General features: G+C 51.9%; 12 protein-coding genes. All 12 read right to left on the bottom strand.

Annotated elements, in window-relative coordinates:
* Positions 1–93: 93 nt before the first annotated feature.
* Positions 94–807: a GntR family transcriptional regulator gene (locus tag NST07_RS24825; protein ID WP_342480334.1), complete on the bottom strand. Its 714-nt coding sequence runs from the start codon at positions 805–807 to the stop codon at positions 94–96.
* Positions 808–899: 92 nt separating this feature from the next.
* Positions 900–1,712 carry a fructoselysine 6-kinase gene (locus NST07_RS24830; RefSeq protein ID WP_342480335.1) on the bottom strand — a complete coding sequence of 271 codons (813 nt, stop codon included), beginning with the start codon at positions 1,710–1,712 and terminating at the stop codon, positions 900–902.
* 15 nt (positions 1,713–1,727) lie between these two features.
* Positions 1,728–2,696 carry an SIS domain-containing protein gene (locus NST07_RS24835; RefSeq protein WP_342480336.1) on the bottom strand — a complete coding sequence of 323 codons (969 nt, stop codon included), beginning with the start codon at positions 2,694–2,696 and terminating at the stop codon, positions 1,728–1,730.
* A gap of 157 nt (positions 2,697–2,853) precedes the next feature.
* On the bottom strand, positions 2,854–3,348 hold the full coding sequence (locus NST07_RS24840; RefSeq protein WP_341095103.1) for a DedA family protein: 495 nt from the start codon (positions 3,346–3,348) through the stop codon (positions 2,854–2,856).
* Between the two features lie 7 nt (positions 3,349–3,355).
* On the bottom strand, positions 3,356–3,880 hold the full coding sequence (gene pssA / locus NST07_RS24845; RefSeq protein WP_341095104.1) for a CDP-diacylglycerol--serine O-phosphatidyltransferase: 525 nt from the start codon (positions 3,878–3,880) through the stop codon (positions 3,356–3,358).
* A 41-nt stretch (positions 3,881–3,921) separates the two neighbouring features.
* Positions 3,922–5,679, bottom strand: coding sequence for an ATP-binding protein (locus tag NST07_RS24850; protein ID WP_342480337.1), 1,758 nt, complete (start codon positions 5,677–5,679; stop codon positions 3,922–3,924).
* Positions 5,676–6,356 (bottom strand): response regulator transcription factor, encoded by a 681-nt coding sequence (locus NST07_RS24855; protein WP_076114419.1) that lies wholly within the window; start codon positions 6,354–6,356, stop codon positions 5,676–5,678. The genes NST07_RS24850 and NST07_RS24855 overlap by 4 nt, the downstream gene beginning before the upstream one ends.
* Positions 6,357–6,890: 534 nt before the next feature.
* Complete coding sequence (locus NST07_RS24860; RefSeq protein ID WP_341379323.1) at positions 6,891–9,635, bottom strand: alpha-mannosidase; 2,745 nt, start codon at positions 9,633–9,635, stop codon at positions 6,891–6,893.
* A gap of 5 nt (positions 9,636–9,640) precedes the next feature.
* Positions 9,641–10,639 carry a glycoside hydrolase family 130 protein gene (locus NST07_RS24865; RefSeq protein ID WP_341095111.1) on the bottom strand — a complete coding sequence of 333 codons (999 nt, stop codon included), beginning with the start codon at positions 10,637–10,639 and terminating at the stop codon, positions 9,641–9,643.
* A gap of 19 nt (positions 10,640–10,658) precedes the next feature.
* On the bottom strand, positions 10,659–11,978 hold the full coding sequence (locus tag NST07_RS24870; protein ID WP_341095113.1) for a glycoside hydrolase family 125 protein: 1,320 nt from the start codon (positions 11,976–11,978) through the stop codon (positions 10,659–10,661).
* A gap of 24 nt (positions 11,979–12,002) precedes the next feature.
* Positions 12,003–15,113, bottom strand: coding sequence for an alpha-mannosidase (locus NST07_RS24875; RefSeq protein WP_342480338.1), 3,111 nt, complete (start codon positions 15,111–15,113; stop codon positions 12,003–12,005).
* A gap of 2 nt (positions 15,114–15,115) precedes the next feature.
* On the bottom strand, positions 15,116–17,410 hold the full coding sequence (locus NST07_RS24880) for a glycoside hydrolase family 3 N-terminal domain-containing protein (protein ID WP_342480339.1): 2,295 nt from the start codon (positions 17,408–17,410) through the stop codon (positions 15,116–15,118).
* Between the last annotated feature and the right edge of the window lie 22 nt (positions 17,411–17,432).

Below are 17,432 nucleotides of genomic sequence, written 5' to 3' on the forward strand. Positions count from 1 at the left end.
CGACTTATAACGTTATACTATAGCTACTGCTTCTCCATCATCGGAAGAAACAGTAGCTTTTACGTATTTAAAATTCCAGCTGACTCTAATGAATTACAAAGTAAATTGGTAACGGTCACCAATAATGAACTGCTTCCCTACATGAACCGGCTTACTATACTGGTCGTAAATAATGGTGTTCATGTAAAACAAAGGCTGGCCGATCGGAACTTCAAGTAATTTCGACTGAGGTTCGTCAGCCAAGACAATTTGTAATATCGTCTCTCCCGGCTGGTTCGGATCAATATTGTATTCGTTCCGCAACAGCTCATATATCGAGCCTTCAAGATTGGCCTCCATTAAGAAAGCGAAACGGTCAAACGGGTAATAGTTATTTTCCAGCATCAGCGGTTGTTCGCCGGCATATCTCTGGCGCTGAATATACAGCACAGACTCACCTGGCTGGATTTGCAGCCGCTCTGCGGTATCTGAATCGGCTTTCACCTTTTTTCTTTCCGTGACTACGCTATGCGATGAAACTCCATTCGCTTTGCAGGCAGCCGTAAAACTGATGATATGCTCAATCTTCCGGCCGATCTTGGGCCTATTCACAAACGTGCCCTTGCCCTGCCGCTTCGTCAAATACCCTTCTCTCACCAATTCCTCTATCGCTTTGCGAACAGTAATCCGGCTCACATTATAGGTCTCGGCCAGCTCAATTTCAGTTGGTATTTTATCCCCTTGATTAAAGCTGCCGTTGGCGATTGCGGATTGAACCGCATTTTTCAATTGAATGTATAATGGCTCAGCGTTTTCTGCATTTAACATGGTTTACCCTCACTTGTTATATAACGTTATATTACTCTTTCTTTAGAGTAACAAACGATTCTCTTTTTCACAAGCAAAGATAAGTGTTCCCATTAATATTGGGCTCCGAATCCAAATGAACCCTCTACCAGACAGCTCTTGGCAGCTAATCTCGAACCTTCCTTCATTGCGGCTTGAATATCCCCGTCCTTAATCATGCTTAGTAAAAAGGCTGTAATATAGGAATCCCCTGCTCCCATCGTATCCACAGCATGGATGAACTCCGGCGATTGATAATAAAAGGCTGTTCCATCATAGGCGATAGACCGGTCTCCGCCTCGTGTTGCAACTAATACCTGACCCTCTCTCTTGCGTTTGGAACGAATATAACTTTGCGTCTCTTCATCCGTCATATGGCTGCAGGAAAAGAAGGCAAAATCGGCATTTCCTATATAACGTTCTACTTGCTCTTCCTCAAAGTCATCGGAAAAATCAAATGAAAGTGGAATCTTCAGATCATTCAGCTCAGTAAGCAGGTGCCCGGTGTGGCTGTAAAGACCCGTATGGACAATATCGAATCCGCGGATGTATTCCTTATCGTCTTCACTAAGTTCTATGGGATGAAGTCGGGTAACCCCGCCTTCGTTGCTGCCGAGAAAGACTCTTTCCCCGTTCTCCAGCGTTACGCGTGCACATCCATTTTCACCGCTGTGATGTCTGCAGTGCGAGGTATCTATCCCCAGCTGTTGCAATGTATTCTCTACCAGCCTTGCCTCATCATCATCACCGAACACGCCGAGGAAGGCCGCATCCGCACCCTCTCCTTTGGCGAAAACACTGAAATTGAGTGCGTTGCCACCGGGGTACATCATACGCAGATGAACATACTTGTCGACCACATTATCGCCAATCCCTAATACTCTCATGGTTTACACTCCCGTTCAGTAGGCTACTTTCCCCATATAACGGCGGGTTTCCAGCGGATGACTTCTTACTTCGGCCAATGCCTCGCGGTAGACGCAGATAATACTGTAGAACAATACCGGATTAAAGAATTCCACGACTTCGTCGGCAATAACACCTAAGCCAAGCTCCTTAGCATCAATCACTTCGACTTTTTCAGCATATTGATTCAGGAAGGTGCGTGCGCGTTCATCCAGCTCACGGGTGCGGCCTTCATTAATCATTAAGATGAATGGAGTTTCTTTATCGGTTACTTCGAACGGACCATGGAAAAATTCGCCGGAGTGGATAGCCGCTGCATGAAGCCACTGCATTTCCATCAGAGAGCAGATCGCAAATCCATAAGCATGACCATAAGAAGCTCCGCTTGTCAGGATATAATATAACTCTTCGTTGCGGTACTTTTCGGCAAATACACGGGCTCGTGGAGCAACCTGCTTTTTACCCTGGTTAATAATACCGTTAATGGTTTGCAATCCTTTTTGAAAAGCGTCAATATGTGCATAACCTTCGGAAACCTGCAAAAATTCAACAGCTAGCTCCAAAATGATCGCCATTGGATTATTTTTGACGTCACTGTCATCTCCCCATTCATACAGGAAAGAATAATCAGAAAATTTCAGCAACGCGGCATCCTGATTATGGGTTAAACCAATGGTGTGTGCGCCTTTCTCTTTGGCAGCCTGTGCAGCAGCCACCGATTCCGGTGTATTTCCGCCATGAGAACAAACAATAACTACCGATTGTTTGCCCAGACGTTTAGGCAAAGCATGAACAAACTCGTTAGCCGTATATAGACCCGTTACCAGCTTTTTCGCTTCGCTTTCCAGAAAATACTTTGAGGGATACATATCAACCAGCGAACCTCCGCAGGCTACAAAATAAACCTCTGAAATCCCCTTGGCCACTTTTCCATGAATAGCTTCAACAACCTGATGTACATTCATTTGATTCTCTCCTTTGTATAACGTTATATAACGTATTGTTTACGAGATAAATATAACCGCTTTCAAAACAGCTGTCAAGCCCCCCTTCGGCTGAATTCCAAAAAAACTCCTCTCCAGAACTTGTGATTAGGCAAGCCCTGAAAAGGAGTATTATGGTTTAGGAGAAAGAAGCCTTGGCACCTATAAAGTAGCCAATTGAAACAAAAAGGAGTGACCAGGTCAGCGCACATGCAACGGATATCCATACATATTTTTTGAAGGGCATGGCACTGATGCCGGAAATATAACTGGCAACATGCCTGACCCCCGGAATAAAATAGGCAAAAGCAACCGTCCAAATTCCAAAGCGTATATACCATCCCTTGACTCTGATAAACCGCTTCGGGGTAAGCCCAATCCACTTACCGTATTTATTCACAACCGGTTGTCCCAGCCGCAGACCAATGGTGTAGCTGATCATCATTCCTGTTATGGACCCTATGCAGCCGATCAGTACCGAAAGTGTGAAATTCAGAACCATAATGGACGACAAATACCCTACAAACAACATCAACACTTCGTCAGGTACGGGAAGTCCAAGAATTCCAAGCGCCAAAAGAGCAAAAATTGCTAAATAACCGTAATGTGAAATTAACTCCATCATCCAAGGCATCAATATTTCACTTCCTGTTGAAGTTTTTTTTGAAAGAAGGGAAGGGAAGCCGGCTGATCATCATTATAGACAGCATCAACATTAATACGACTATGTATTCCGGTTTCATCCGTCCATCCAGCAAAGAGATCATCGAAAGGATCACCCCTGCAGCAGTAATCGGCATCCCAACGAAACCCTTCGAAGAAGCTGATATATTAAATCTGGCCAACCGCAGTGCGCCGCAAATCAGGAAAGCAACTGCAGCCAGGGTCCCCAGCCACTGAACATTTTCCAGCTTGTACAACAAAATCAGAAACGCAGGAGCCAATCCAAAGGATATGATATCTGCCAGTGAGTCCAATTGCTTGCCGAAATCGCTGGTACAATGCAGCCACCGGGCCAGCAAACCATCCATTACATCACACAAAGCCGCTAACAATATCATGGTTAATGCCAAACTATATCGTTCTTGAATTGTGAAGAGCAAAGAGAATGCTCCAATTCCCAAATTTGCCAAAGTAAACATTGAAGGCAGCCAATTCCATTTCATGCTGTCTTACTCCTTTCGCTACAGTACATGTATTGGTGGGATTAGCCTTCAAATCTAATCATAGATTTGACGCCTTCCTCGATATTTTCCACTGCATAACTACAGCCATGCATATCCAGTATCCGCTTTGCAATGGAAAGCCCCAGTCCCGTTCCACCTGTCAGTCGGCTCCGGGAAGGCTCAACCCTGTAGAACCGCTCCCAGATTTGCCCCAGCTGATCTTCGGGTATCGACTCACCTTTATTATGAATAGAGAATACAGTAGACTTCTCATCGCTCTGAACATTCACGGTTATGGTACTTCCATCTTCAGCATGCCTGATTGCATTGGTTAGAAAATTAAGAATAACCTGTTCGATCCAGCCCGCATCCGCGTATACCGGCATTTCATTAGCAGGAATTATCATCACTTGCAACTGCTTTTCCTGCAGAAAGTGAATCAGCCTGTCCGCTACCTTTTCCGTCAGTTCCGTCAGCATGAAGGAGGTCTTCCGGAGTTTAGTTGTCCCCGACTCCAATCTGAACAAATCTAGCATATCATTCACAAGAAACCCCATTTTTTCAGATTCCTCAATAATGACCTTAATGTAGTAATCCTGTTTAGCCGCACTTACTCCGTCTTCTAATCCTTCGGCAAATCCTTTAATAATACTTAGAGGCGTCTTCAGTTCATGAGAGGCATTGGCAAAAAAGTCCTGCTGCATGGTCTCCATTTTTTGTTTGCGCTCCATATCTTCGACCAGCTGCTGATTGGCCTCCCTCAACTCACTCAAGGCAGAATCCAAACTTTGTGATAAGGTGAACATGCTATTGGACAAGCTCCCCAGTTCATCCTTCTGCCGGATGGAGGGATGTCCTGTAAAGTCCAGGGAAACCATACGTTTGGCAATTTTGTTCAGCTTGATCAGTGGACGGGCTACCATTTTAGAATAGAAGTAGGACAGTATTAGAATAAATACAAAGCCTCCGATTCCGAGATATAAAAAGAACCAGCGCAGCGCATCATTCGAATCCTTAACCTCCTGTAAGGAGGTGACAGTGAATAACAGATCAATATCTCCGTTGCGTTGCTGCACAGGCAGAATCATCACAGAGTTGCGGATCCCACCCCAAGGAGCTGTCCAATCCGCTTTCTGCATTTGTAGCCCTTTGAATTGTTCCACCCGGGCCTCAGACAACGGAAACCACTCGTCCAAGGCCTCAAACAGGATGCCCTGACGCGGGTTCCATATTTTCAGATTCGGTAAAACGATCTCCGTGACAATACCGGAAAATTGAGTGTCTCCTCCCTCTGATTCATCCCCAATGGCTGCGGACCCTTGCTTTTTTATGCTAGTGGGGAATATGAGCTCCGGTGAGTAGACATCTCCTTCAATAAGCTGGTCTCCCTGAATGGTCAACGGATCATCCAGCTTAATATTTGCTGCGCTAAACTCATCTCCATACTGATTCATGAACAGGGATAAAGAAACAGCTATGATCTGGCCGTCTTCATTCATAACCTTCATATGAAACGGGTCTTCCGATTTCATTTTGCCGTCCAGCTTCATAATAACCAGCTGCGTTTTATTGCGCAGCATGAAGCGGGCAAGCTCCTGAGAAGTCCTGCTCGTATCCCACGACTCACTTGTGTAGCTTGAACCAAAGCTCTTGAGATGCTTCTCCACGCGGTTTTCTTTCTGCTGCTGATAGAAGCCGTCAAAGAAAAACAGCTGGCTCAAAATCACCATCCCGTAAAAGCAGACAAAAAACACTACTGTCATTACGAACAGCTTAAAGGTAATTCCCCATCTTTTCATGCCTCGTCCTCAAATATGTACCCGGTGCCAATCACCGTGCGAATATAGCGTGACTCATACCCCAGCTTACTTCGCAGTTTTTTGATGTGGCTGTCCACTACACGGGAATCGCCTTCGAATTCAATCCCCCATATCCGGGTAAGGATCGTGTCCCTTGAGATTACAATGCCCTTATTTCGGATCAACAGCCATAACAAATCATATTCCTTAGGGGTAAGCTCTATTTCTGCACCAGCAACCTCAAGCCGATGAGCCAGCGTATTAAACATTGCGGAACCAAACTTTACGATGCTGGATTCCGGCAAATGGCCTCCTTCGACCCGTTTCATTAGCGCATTCGCCCGGGCTATCAGTACTTTTGGGCTAAACGGCTTCGTCACATAATCATCCGCACCCAGTTCAAAACCGTGAATTTTATCTTCATCTCCGGATTTGGCCGTCAACAATATGATGGGTATCGCTGCCTTTTTGCGGATTTCCCGGCACACTTCAAAGCCGTCCATCTTGGGGATCATAATATCCAGAATCAGCAGATCCGGTTGCAGCGAATCAAACCAGCTCAATGCATCTTTTCCATTATCCGCCTCTTGTACTTCCCAGTCGTTCTTTATGAAATAATCGGAAACAAGCTCACGAATGCGGCTTTCATCCTCAACGAGAAGAACTTTCTTTTTCAATATAGTCCCCGCCCTCAAACCATTTTTATATTTTTCAGCTTAATCGAGTGATATGTCCTTCATGTGTCCTTAGACAGAACAACCCCCCACTTGATTCTACAGATACAAGTCCAGATATAAAAGTGTTGATTGTGGACGCTGGTGAAACCGGGAAAGGTGGATTGAAAGTAGGCCCTAAAAGCCCGCAGCGGGTTCGTTTACTCGTACCGGACCCAGGGGGCGCTATGGAGAGTAAAATCCCTGTTTATTCTCTTTTGCGGACCCAGGCGACCTTATCTGCTCTGCATTCTCTCTAAAAACGGCCAGCAGGGAGAAATAACTGCGCTGGAGTCCGTTGTCCTCCTGTAACAGGCTAAAAGCCCCAAATAAGTGCAACTCGGTCCGTTCGTGCTCAGAGCCAGGGCAAGTAAGACCCGGACGCAACCTTCATGCGGAGCGGCCAATGACAAAACAAAAGCAGCGATCCTCCAGTAACAAGAGGATCGCTGCTTTTTTAACTTTTTTGGGTTTCTATAGTGAGAAGGATCATTGGGTTCAGCCGAGGCCGATTCCCACGGTCACAATTTCATGTCCGCCAACCGGCAGCTCCAGCACAACGGCGCTGCCGCAGTCCAGGAGTGCCGATTTGTCCTCTAGAATATTGGATTTGTAAAATCCGGTATTCGGTATATCCGTCTCCAAGTGCAATTCACACGGCTTGCCCTCCATATTGAACCAGCGGACCAGCAAGTCCCCGCTGTCCTCATTCACTTTAAGAGAGGACAAGGCAGCAGTCTTACCGCTCCAGCGAAGTGGTGAATAAACGGCAGGAAGGGTACCCGGATGAAGCTCCGCCTGGGCGGTGATCCAAGGAATCTGGAACTGATAAGCCCCGGCGGCAGCGCCGGAGGACACAACGTCTCCGTCATGCGGAATGAGCAGCATTTCCGCTGTCTGTTCGCCCTGGCACTGGGCTTCCGGCGTAGGAAACCAGCCCCAGTCTCCCATCTCACCGACACAGCGGAGCAGGGTTACGGCTATCGTATTACGGCCGTCGCGCAGAATTTCATATTCATTCAGCCCAAGATTGGCTACCACAAGTCCTGCGCCTGCTTCCGCCACATCCACGAAAGACTGCTGATGTTGTGTATTGCTGGGATTCAGCCACTCCGGCGCCGGCTCGTTCGGGCGTTCGGCCAGCTCGAACATGGAATCGGCACGGTGGGTGGACGCGGCCAGATCGGTCGGGAACAGCATCCGCAACCGATGGTCCTTCGCCGTATTGCTGATAAAGCTTTCGATCTTCAGACCTTTGCCGCCCTGCTCCAGCCTCAGCACCGTGTGCAGCTTAAGCAGCACGGTTGCCGTGGAGCGCTGCGCCTGCCGCTCGGGATAGTAGACCAGCGAACGCTGTTCGTCTTCCAGAAGGGAGTCGGCTGCAGCCGGAATTGCCCACTCATGGGTAATTTCTACGGAAGCCCGGTACGGCGTGTCTTCAATCACGCGGATGCCGGCCGCTAAGCCCTGGGTAGTGAGCGGCGTTTCACCTGCCGGCTGTCTGAACATATATTCGTTGCCGATATCGCCGGTATTCTCATAAATGCCAAGATCACGGTACACCTTGCCGCTCGGCTTATGCGTCAGCGCAAAGGAACCGTCCGCCATGATTTCTACACGCAGGTTTGCGTTTTCCAGCACCTGCTCTCCTTGGAGCAGGGAGACCTTTCCGGTAAGCGGGGAACCTTTGCCCTCTTGAAGACGTACCCATGCGTAGCTGCGCCAACCCAGCGCCGGAACGTCCGCAGCCTCAAAGGTCAGCTTTACCTTGCGGCACATATACGGCTGCCGGAACCTGTCGTCCGGCAGATCGTAGCCAAACGACAGGCCCAGATCCTCGACGGTGCAGGGAACTTCTGTCCCCCGTTCGTTGATCAGCACCCGGCCGTCCAGGTCTACCGCTTTCATCCGGCTGGCCGTTACTTCCAGCGGCAGACCTTCGCGCAAATACAGGCGGGTTACGTCCAGCTCCACGCTCACCGTGCCCGTGCGGCTCCAGCCGCTTGTATTGACCGCTACAAGCGGCAGGGCGTCTTCGCCAAATCCGGAGAACAGGGAAGTATCAACCGCTTGGGTGATGGTTTGCATGCTGCCTTCCACAATGCCTTCGGCGATGTGGCGGCTTTTATCAAAGCGGGTCACCATCTCGCGGTGCACTTCATCCACGCTGCAGCCGCAGATCGAATCATGCGGATGGTTCTGCAGCAGTGTCTTCCAGGCGTAAGTAAACAGATGATGCGGATACTCCCCGCCGTGCAGCCTGGCGATGGAAGCTAGCGGCTCCGCCACCTTCTCAAGCAGCGCCTGGCCGCGCTGGTTCATCTGCTTCAGGTACACCCGGGCCGAAGCGGTATTGACCAGCGTCCCCCAGCCATCGGTGCGCTGGCTCCGCAGCTCGCCCTTGACCGTGGAGAGGCCGCGGTCCAGGGCAGCGGCTGCCACAGCTCCTACATAGTCCGCAAAGTTGGAATGGACAAAAGCCGTCTGCGGATACAGCCTCTGCGCTGTACGGATTGCCTCCGGCAAATCGGTTTGCAGCGGCTGATGATCGCAGCCGTTCATGAACAGCAGCTGATCCGTAGCCGCGAATCGTTCGGCGTCGGACAGCTTCCGGTCCCAGAATACCTTCGCCTCCGCCGGATCGACCGGAATCTCATTCCCGTTCGAATACCAGTTGGCGAACAGGATTCCCAGCACCTTCGAGCCGTCCGGACCTTCCCAGAGCAACTCGGAGAAGGAGGATTCATAACCGTCGTCGGAAACGGTGTTATTGAATCCCGTCGGCTTGACCCCGCGCCCGAAGAATGCGTTAGTAATTCCGGCCTGCGCCATGAGCTGGGGAATTTGTCCCGTCAGGCCAAAGGTGTCGGGAAAATAACCAATCCGCGAAACCTCCCCATACACGCGGGCGTCCTTATGGCCGATCTGCAGATTGCGCACATTGGCTTCCGGGCTGGTCAGAAAGGCATCCTGGAGAATATACCAGGGCCCGATAAAGATTCTCCCCTCGCGGATATGCCGTTCCAGCCGCTCCCGGTTGCCCGGGCGGACCTGAAGATAATCCTCGATAATGATCGTCTGACCGTCAAAGAAAAAACTTTTGAAGTCCGGGTCCTGCTCCAGTTTGTCCAGCAGGCTGTCCACAAGCTGGACGAGACGGATATGATGCCGCTCATAGGGCAAATACCATTCCCGGTCCCAGTGGGTATGTGAAATGATATGCGCCGTTTGTTGTTTGTTCAAGTGTGCTACACCTCAGCCTTCAATGGGAATTCCTCCATATACTCAAGCAGCTCATCCACGGTGGTAAAGGCGAGTCCGGTCACGGTGTCGGCGCAGCCGTAATAGATGGCGATCCGGCCCGTGGCCGAATCCGTCAACGCCGCGCATGGAAAGGTTACATTCGGCACATCGCCCACACATTCATACAAGGTTTCCGGGCCGAGAATATAGTTGCGCGAACGTGCCTTTACCTTCCAAGGTTCGTCCAGATCGAGAAGCGCGCAGCCCATTCGGTAGACAAACCCGTTGCAGGTATTGATTACGCCGTGGTAGATCAGCAGCCAGCCCTTGTCGGTCTCAATCGGAATGGGGCCCGGGCCGATTTTTTTGGACTGCCAGGCGGATGCATCCCCATTAACAGTGCCCATTACATAGCGGTGCTTGCCCCAGAAGGTAAGATCAGGGCTTTCACTGTAGAAAATATCTCCGAAAGGCGTGTGCCCCGTATCGCTCGGACGGCTGAGCATGGCATAATGGCTGCCGATCTTTCGCGGAAACAATACACCATTGCGGTTATAGGGCAAGAAGGCATTTTCCAGCTGGTGAAAGGTTTGAAAATCAAAGGTATAGGCAAGCCCGATGGTTGGCCCGTGATAGCCGTTGCACCAGGAGATGTAATAACGGTCATCAATCTTGCAAACCCGGGGATCGTAACGGTACTCCCGCGTAATTATTTCGGGGTCTCCTTGGAACACGATGGGTTCATGATTGATCTTCCAGTTCACGCCATCTTCGCTGAAGCCGGCGAAAATATCCATGCTGACGGATTTGGAATCGCAGCGGAATACGCCGGCAAACCCGTCCTTAAAGGGAATGACGGCCGAATTAAATACACTGTTGGAACTCGGTATGGCATTGCGCTCAATGATCGGATTGGCGTTATACCGCCATACGGGTGCATTTATGCCGTCCGGCTTATCCTGCCAAGGGATATTTGACAATTTGTCTCCAATAATTGTAGTCATGATCATGTCTCCTTTTCAGTTACAAGATTTCTTCTCTTAACGCCTGCCAGACCAGCTGCGAGAACAGGCTGTTTGACCAGGCGAACCACTTGCGGGTAAAGATATGCGGGTCATCTGCCAGGAATCCTTCATGCATGTATCCGGTATCGGCGTCGGTTGCTTCCAGCATCTCGATCATCGCCAGCTTCTCTTCCTTGTTGTCTGCCGTTAATCCCTGCATCGACAGCGCCATGTGCCAGATATAGCCCGGCGGTGTATGCGGACTGCCGATGCCTTTGGCAACCTTGCCTTCGAAATAGAAAGGGTTCTCCTTGCTGAGCGCAAAACGTCTCGTATTCTGGTATACCGGGTCGTCGTTCTTCACGTAGCCAAGGTAAGGAATGGAGATCAGGCCCGGCGTTCCGGCATCGTCCATCAGGCTGTAGTTGCCGTATCCGTCTGTTTCGTATGCATAAATCGGTCCAAATTCCGGATGGCGGTAGATGCCGTACAGCTTAATACCATGGTCGACCTCCTGCTCCAGCGCCTTAAGCTCCGCCAGGAAATCCAGATCGCGGAAGACCCATTCGGCGAAATCCTGCATCTGCCGCAAGGCCACAACCGCGAACATATTGCCCGGAATGTTGTAATGGAAATCACAGGCATCGTCGCTGGAGCGGAAGCCGGACCAGATCATCCCGGTATAATTGACCGGCATGCCCAGTCCGCCGTTGCGGATCGAATCCTCGGGAATCCCGTTATTGCGGGTGAAGCGGTACGGGGATTGCTCGAAGTGATGCTGTTCCCGCTTGAACAGATCGGTAATGACCCGCAGCGCTTTTTTGAAATCCGCCGTGAAGAAGCCGGTCTGTTTCGTCTCTTCCCAATACGCATGGGCCAGCCGGATCACGAAGCACAGCGAGTCGATTTCGAATTTGCGCTCCCAGACCCATGGCGACATCTCCGTCACATCTCCGGCATTCCAATGCCAGTCATTCGCCGTTTCATTAAACGCATTGGCGTAAGGGTCGATCAGAACGTATTGAATATGGCGCTTGATCAGCCCGCCGATGATACGCTGGAGCTCGGGATCATTGCCCGCAAATGGCACATAATGAATGACCTGCTCGACCGAGTCACGCAGCCAGCTTGCCGGAATATCACCCGTAATGACGAAGGTGGTCCCGTCCTCCAGCAGCTTGGTTGTCGTTTCCAGAGTGTTAGGAAAACAGTTGCGGAACAGCTGCCGCAGCTTCGGCCGGTGTGCCAGCTTCTGATCGGCTTCCGCCAGTACCGCCGCAATCGACGGAGGCAGCGGCAGCTCCGGCATCAAAATATGAGGAAGTCTGAATTGTTCCAATATGAATCTCTCCTTCTGCCTAGTCTAGGAATGAATGATTTTAATCGTCTTGATTTCGAAAGGAGCAAATTCCAGTTGGAGACCCCCTGCTTGTTCATGAAGTACCTCTGTTTCTTCCTCCAGTGCATTGGACAGGCATACCTTCGCATGCGGCAGCGGCCAGCTGATCTCAACCGTTTCACGGCCACCCGCTGATTCATACAGCCGCAGAATGCTGCCGCTCCCGTCTTCCGACAATTTGACCGTGTCCAGCACTACATGATTCCCGCTATAGCCGATCAAAGAGCCCAAAGCCGGCAGCTTGCCTTCTTCTGGTGCACATGCAGCCGCATGTGCCGGAAGATTTAGCTCGGCAGCCTTGCGCAGGGTATGGGCTTCACGCCAATCTCCCGCATGCGGATAGAGTGAATAGGTGAAATCGTGGGTGCCGAGATCCGCCGTGTTGTCCGGCCATTTCGGCGCGCGCAGCAGCGACAGCCGAATCGTGCTGCCCTGTACGTCATACCCGTATTTGCAGTCGTTCAGCAGACTGACGCCGTAGCCATGCTCCGCCACATCCACAAAACGATGCCCGCACACCTCATATTGTGCCTGTTCCCAGCTTGTATTGCGGTGTGTTACCCGTTCCAGCGCACCGAATGGGATTTCATAGGTCGCCTTGGTGGCCATTACATCTATCGGGAAACCTACCTTCAGCAACTTATGGGCTTCGTTCCAGACCACTTTGGTCTTGAAATCAATCCGCGGGTCTTGATGGTAGAGAACCAGTTCCTGCTCGATTTCGGATTGGCCGATACTCCAGCGGAAGCCCAGCACATCACAGATCTCCCCTGAGGAGATCAGCTTCTTCTCCAGCAGAACGGCCTCTCCGGCCGGCTGCTGTTCGTAGCGGCTGTCAATGTCCCAGGCGTCCCATAGAATAGGACGGTCATGGAAGAAGTGAAAGCGGTTGGCCTGCTCTCCCGGTTTGACAATCTCACGCCCGCCTTGTTTATCGTATAGACTGGCGATCTCCCCCCGTTCATTGAACTTCAGGCGGTAAAATGCGGTTTCCCAGCTATCTTCAAAGGAAGCCGCACAGTTCCGGTCGATTTCCGCTGACTGTTCTACTTCTCTCAACCAGACTGTCTTGTACCCAAACGGGGGAACTTCAGGCACACGGATGCGAAGGATGTTTTTAGCATCAATGACAAGGGTCTCCGATTCCAGCCTGGTTCCATCCTCCTGATAGGCCGACAGGAAGCTGTCTTCCTTGATCCCAGTCTGTATGTCAACAATCATGTCCCGCTGCCAGCCCAGACTGTTCAGCACCACATACGGGGCGCCCTCCCCGCGTGTATCGATTCCGCCAATCACCGCTTCCATAGCCAACTCCAGGCTGCCTTCGCCTAGGCTGAAAATACTGCGGTACTCCTTCACCGAGGTCTGATAGACCTCTGGAATGGATGAGCCCGGGATAATATCGTGAAACTGGTTCAGCAATATCAGCTTCCAGCCCTTATGCAGCGCACGTCCCACTTCTCCGGACCGGTCCGGCTCAAGGAGGCTGCCTGCAAGGGTCTGCCATAATTCCGCTTCCCGGTACAGAATTTCAGCTTTGCGGTTATTGCGCTTATTCCGGGAGTGTGTCGTGTACGTTCCACGGTGCAGCTCCAGATACAGGTCTCCCTGCCAAGACGGCAGCTCCGGCCGGGCTTGCTCAATTCCCGCGAAGAATCCGGCTGCGGTGCTGTAAGCTGAAGCTGGCTGACCTACCATCAGCTCAGAACGGTCAATATATTCCAGCATCTCTCTAGTAACCCCGCCGCCTCCGTCGCCATGCCCGTACAGCAGCATTTGCTCGCTGTGGGCTGACTTTTCACGGTAAGACTGCCAGTGGTCATGGATATCCTTAGGCAGGGTATTCTCATTCACACCATGGTTCATATAAGAGAGCATTGAGGTGCCGTCAATACCGACCCAATGGAACAAATCGTAAGGGAACAGGTTCGTATCATTCCAGCCGAGCTTGGTCGTCATGAAATAACGCACTCTGCCGTGTTTCAATATTTGCGGCAGCGAAGCGCAATAACCGAAGGTGTCCGGCAGCCATTCAATCTCGGAGTGTTGTCCGAACTCCTCCTGATAGAAACTCTGGCCGTAGAGCATTTGACGCATCAGGGATTCGCCGCTGGGAATGTTCAAATCCGGCTCCACCCACATGCCCCCTACCAGTTCCCAGCGTCCTTCCCGAATCCGCTCCTTCACTTTGCTGTACAGTTCAGGATCATTCTCTTTCAGATAAGCAAAAAGCTGGGGCTGGCTCTGGGCATAGCGGTAATGCGGATATTCCTCCATCAGCGAATGTACGGTCGAGAAGGTCCGGCTGGCCTTGCGGACGGTTTCCCGCTTTGGCCACAGCCAGGCGATATCAATGTGCGACTGCCCTACCATATGAATCAAGCCTTCACTGTTGCCGCCGACTTTCCGGACACTTTCGATCAGCGCTTGTTCGATGCCGCAGATCAGGCTGCCGTCCTTTACCTCTTCAAGGTGCAACAGGACAAATGAATCCATGGCCCGGTTCAGCGCCTCCATTAAGCGGGCACGCCGGAAATCCTGCTCCGGCAGCAGCAGCGCCGAATCACGGATTACGGTCGCAGTATACATTAAGGACTGCACAGGCCGGTTAATCCTCACCAGCGCGGTGGTGAGGGAACGGATCGGCGGCTGAATCACCGCCTGCTTGTTCAGCGGATCGTCCGGCTCCGGAATGGGATCATACAATTCGATCTCCAGCTTTGGACTTCTTCCAGCCACCTCCGGGTTCAATGTTGCGAAGGTATGGTTGCGGTCCAGTCCCTGCCAGGACCTTCCGTTAAGGCGCAGCAGGCCTTCTCCACCGGATTTGAAGATGAGTCCGATGCCCATCCCGGGCCATTCCGCGGGAATTTCCAAGGTGGTGCGGAGAATATAAGTCGTCCCCTGCACACTGGGAAACAATCCAAAGGATTCACTCCCCGGGAACACCTGCAGCGTGTCATAATCTCCCGGCTGCCGATATTCCGTGGAATACACCTGCCAATCCTCAATAGCCTTGTATTCAAGCCATTGCCGCTCGGCCAATTCGCGGATAAACCGATTGATTCGTTCCATGTCTATTCCTCCACCACCGCAAGTTCAATATTGAGCGTATCGTTGACATTTCTGCCAACTCCAATTCTGAATATTCCCGATTCAACCACTGGTGTGTACTCCGGTCCGATATAGCTCAAGTGCTCGGCGTTGACCGTAAAAGCAACCACTTGCTTTTCACCCGGCTCCAGCCGGATTTTGCGGAAGCCTTTCAATTGCTTGGCCGGCCGGGTTACCTTGCTGACAAGATCGGAAATATACAGCTGAACCACTTCCGCTCCGCTGCACCGGCCGGTATTTTCCACTTCCACCGTCACTTCGGCAGTCCCGTCCGCATGAATAACAGCGGGCTCTGCCCGCAAATTCGTATAACTGAATTCGGTGTAGCTTAGCCCGAAGCCGAAGGGATATTGCGGCTGCGAATCTGTCTCCAGATAACGTGTGCCGCGGGACCGTTTGCCCAGATAGTGAACGGGAAGCTGCCCTGCATCCTTGGGGACGGATACAGTCAGCCGCCCCGAAGGGTTCACATCGCCGAATAGAATATCCGCGATGGCATGGCCGCCTTCCTGTCCCGGATACCAGGCTTCAAGAATCGCATCCGCCTGCTCATCTATCCACGGCTCGGCGATGGGCCGGCCATTGATATAGACGACCACTATAGGTTTGCCGAGAGATTTCAGCCGCTTCACAAGTTCCCGTTGAACACCGGACAGTTGAAGCGACATCCGGTCAATGCCTTCCCCGCAGTCCATGTCGCTGAGAACATTCTGCGTAACCTTAGAGGCTCCGGTTCTTAAATCAATACTTCCTTCGCCAAAGTCCCGTGCGCTGGACCCGCCCAGTGCGAGGATGATCGTATCTGCCCCGGCCGCCGCCTCCACTGCAAAGTCAAAGCCTTCGGGGGAAGGGTCTTTGATGCGGCAGCCCGGCGCGTATCTTACCCGCTCCGGCTCTGCGGAGAGCTTATGCCGGATGCCATCCAGAACGGTTGCCACTTTGGATGGAGGCTGCGGCGAGGTGTAATCGCCGAGCTGATTATAGCCGGCATCGGCGTTGGGCCCGATGACAGCGACCGTGCCTCCACGTTTGGACAGCGGAAGGACACCGTTATTTTTCAGCAGTACAATACCTTCTGCGGCGATTGTACGCGCCAGACCGGCATTCTCTGGACTGCCAATGACCCTCTCCGCCCGATCAGGATCGGCGAACGGCTGTTCAAACAGGCCCAGCCGGAATTTCAGGTCCAGCACACGGGCAGCAGCTTCATCCAGCAGCGACTCTTCCAGACGGCCGGAAGTGACGGCCTGCAGCAGATGACGGCCAAACATCTCGCCAGACATCTCCATATCAATACCGGCCCGAATGGCCTGAACAGCAGCCTCTTCACCGTCCGCTGCCGTATCATGGCCGGAAGCCAGCATGTCAATGGCACCGCAATCGGTGATGATCATGCCGTCGAATTCCCATTCTCCACGCAGCACGTCCCGCAGCAGCTCAGTATTGCTGGTGCAAGGCACTCCATCAATTTCGTTGTAGGCAGGCATGATTGACACGGCACCGGCTGCGACTGCCTTGCGGAAGGGATACATATCCACTTCCAGAAGCTCTCTCTTCCCCATATGCACGGGACCTGCATTCCTGCCGCCCTCCGAGCTGCCATAGGCAACAAAATGCTTCAGCGTAGCGCCAACACTGGATTCGCTATCCAGTGCATCGCCCTGCAGCCCTTCAACGGAAGCGGCGGCGAACTCGCCGATAAGATAAGGGTCCTCTCCAAAACATTCCTCGGTACGGCCCCAGCGGGGATCACGCACCACATCCAGCACCGGCGAATACGTAATCGTTCCGCCTTGGGCACGGGTCTCCAGCGCGGTTGCCCGGCACATCTCCCTGTAAATATCCACATTCCAAGTGCTGCCGAGAAGCAGCGGAACGGGAAAGACGGTTGCGCCAATGGCCATGTGTCCATGGGAACACTCTTCCCCGATCAGCATGGGAATTCCGAGCCGGGAATGCTCCAGCACATAGCTCTGAATGGCATTAACCGCCTCGGCCCCGGCACGCGGGCTCAGTCCTGTCTCCAGCGTAACGCCGGTCCAGGGGTCGGCCCGCAGGGTTCCGTACAGGGAGCCAATGCCGCCTTCCCGGACTTGACGTTTAAAGCTTTCGTCCAGCTCCACTCTGCCTTCTGTATATTCATAGGTTTGCCAGCCGAAAAGCTGAATCAGCTGGCCCACCTTCTCCTCCAGCGTCATCAGCCCCAGCAGGTGCGCTGTCCGCTCCTTAACCGGCTTCGTACGGTCTTTGTAAATCATTTTGTCCCCACACCCGCTCTCC

Origin of the sequence: Paenibacillus sp. FSL L8-0340 (assembly GCF_038593145.1) — a bacterium.
Classification (GTDB): Bacteria; Bacillota; Bacilli; order Paenibacillales; family Paenibacillaceae; genus Paenibacillus_AQ.

Bases quoted from the DNA above. Each gene is read 5' to 3' on its own strand.
- NST07_RS24825 (WP_342480334.1), bottom strand. From the start codon at position 807: ATGTTAAATGCAGAAAACGCTGAGCCATTATACATTCAATTGAAAAAT.
- NST07_RS24830 (WP_342480335.1), bottom strand. From the start codon at position 1,712: ATGAGAGTATTAGGGATTGGCGATAATGTGGTCGACAAGTATGTTCAT.
- NST07_RS24835 (WP_342480336.1), bottom strand. From the start codon at position 2,696: ATGAATGTACATCAGGTTGTTGAAGCTATTCATGGAAAAGTGGCCAAG.
- NST07_RS24840 (WP_341095103.1), bottom strand. From the start codon at position 3,348: ATGCCTTGGATGATGGAGTTAATTTCACATTACGGTTATTTAGCAATT.
- pssA (WP_341095104.1), bottom strand. From the start codon at position 3,880: ATGAAATGGAATTGGCTGCCTTCAATGTTTACTTTGGCAAATTTGGGA.
- NST07_RS24850 (WP_342480337.1), bottom strand. From the start codon at position 5,679: ATGAAAAGATGGGGAATTACCTTTAAGCTGTTCGTAATGACAGTAGTG.
- NST07_RS24865 (WP_341095111.1), bottom strand. From the start codon at position 10,639: ATGACTACAATTATTGGAGACAAATTGTCAAATATCCCTTGGCAGGAT.
- NST07_RS24875 (WP_342480338.1), bottom strand. From the start codon at position 15,113: ATGGAACGAATCAATCGGTTTATCCGCGAATTGGCCGAGCGGCAATGG.
- NST07_RS24880 (WP_342480339.1), bottom strand. From the start codon at position 17,410: ATGATTTACAAAGACCGTACGAAGCCGGTTAAGGAGCGGACAGCGCAC.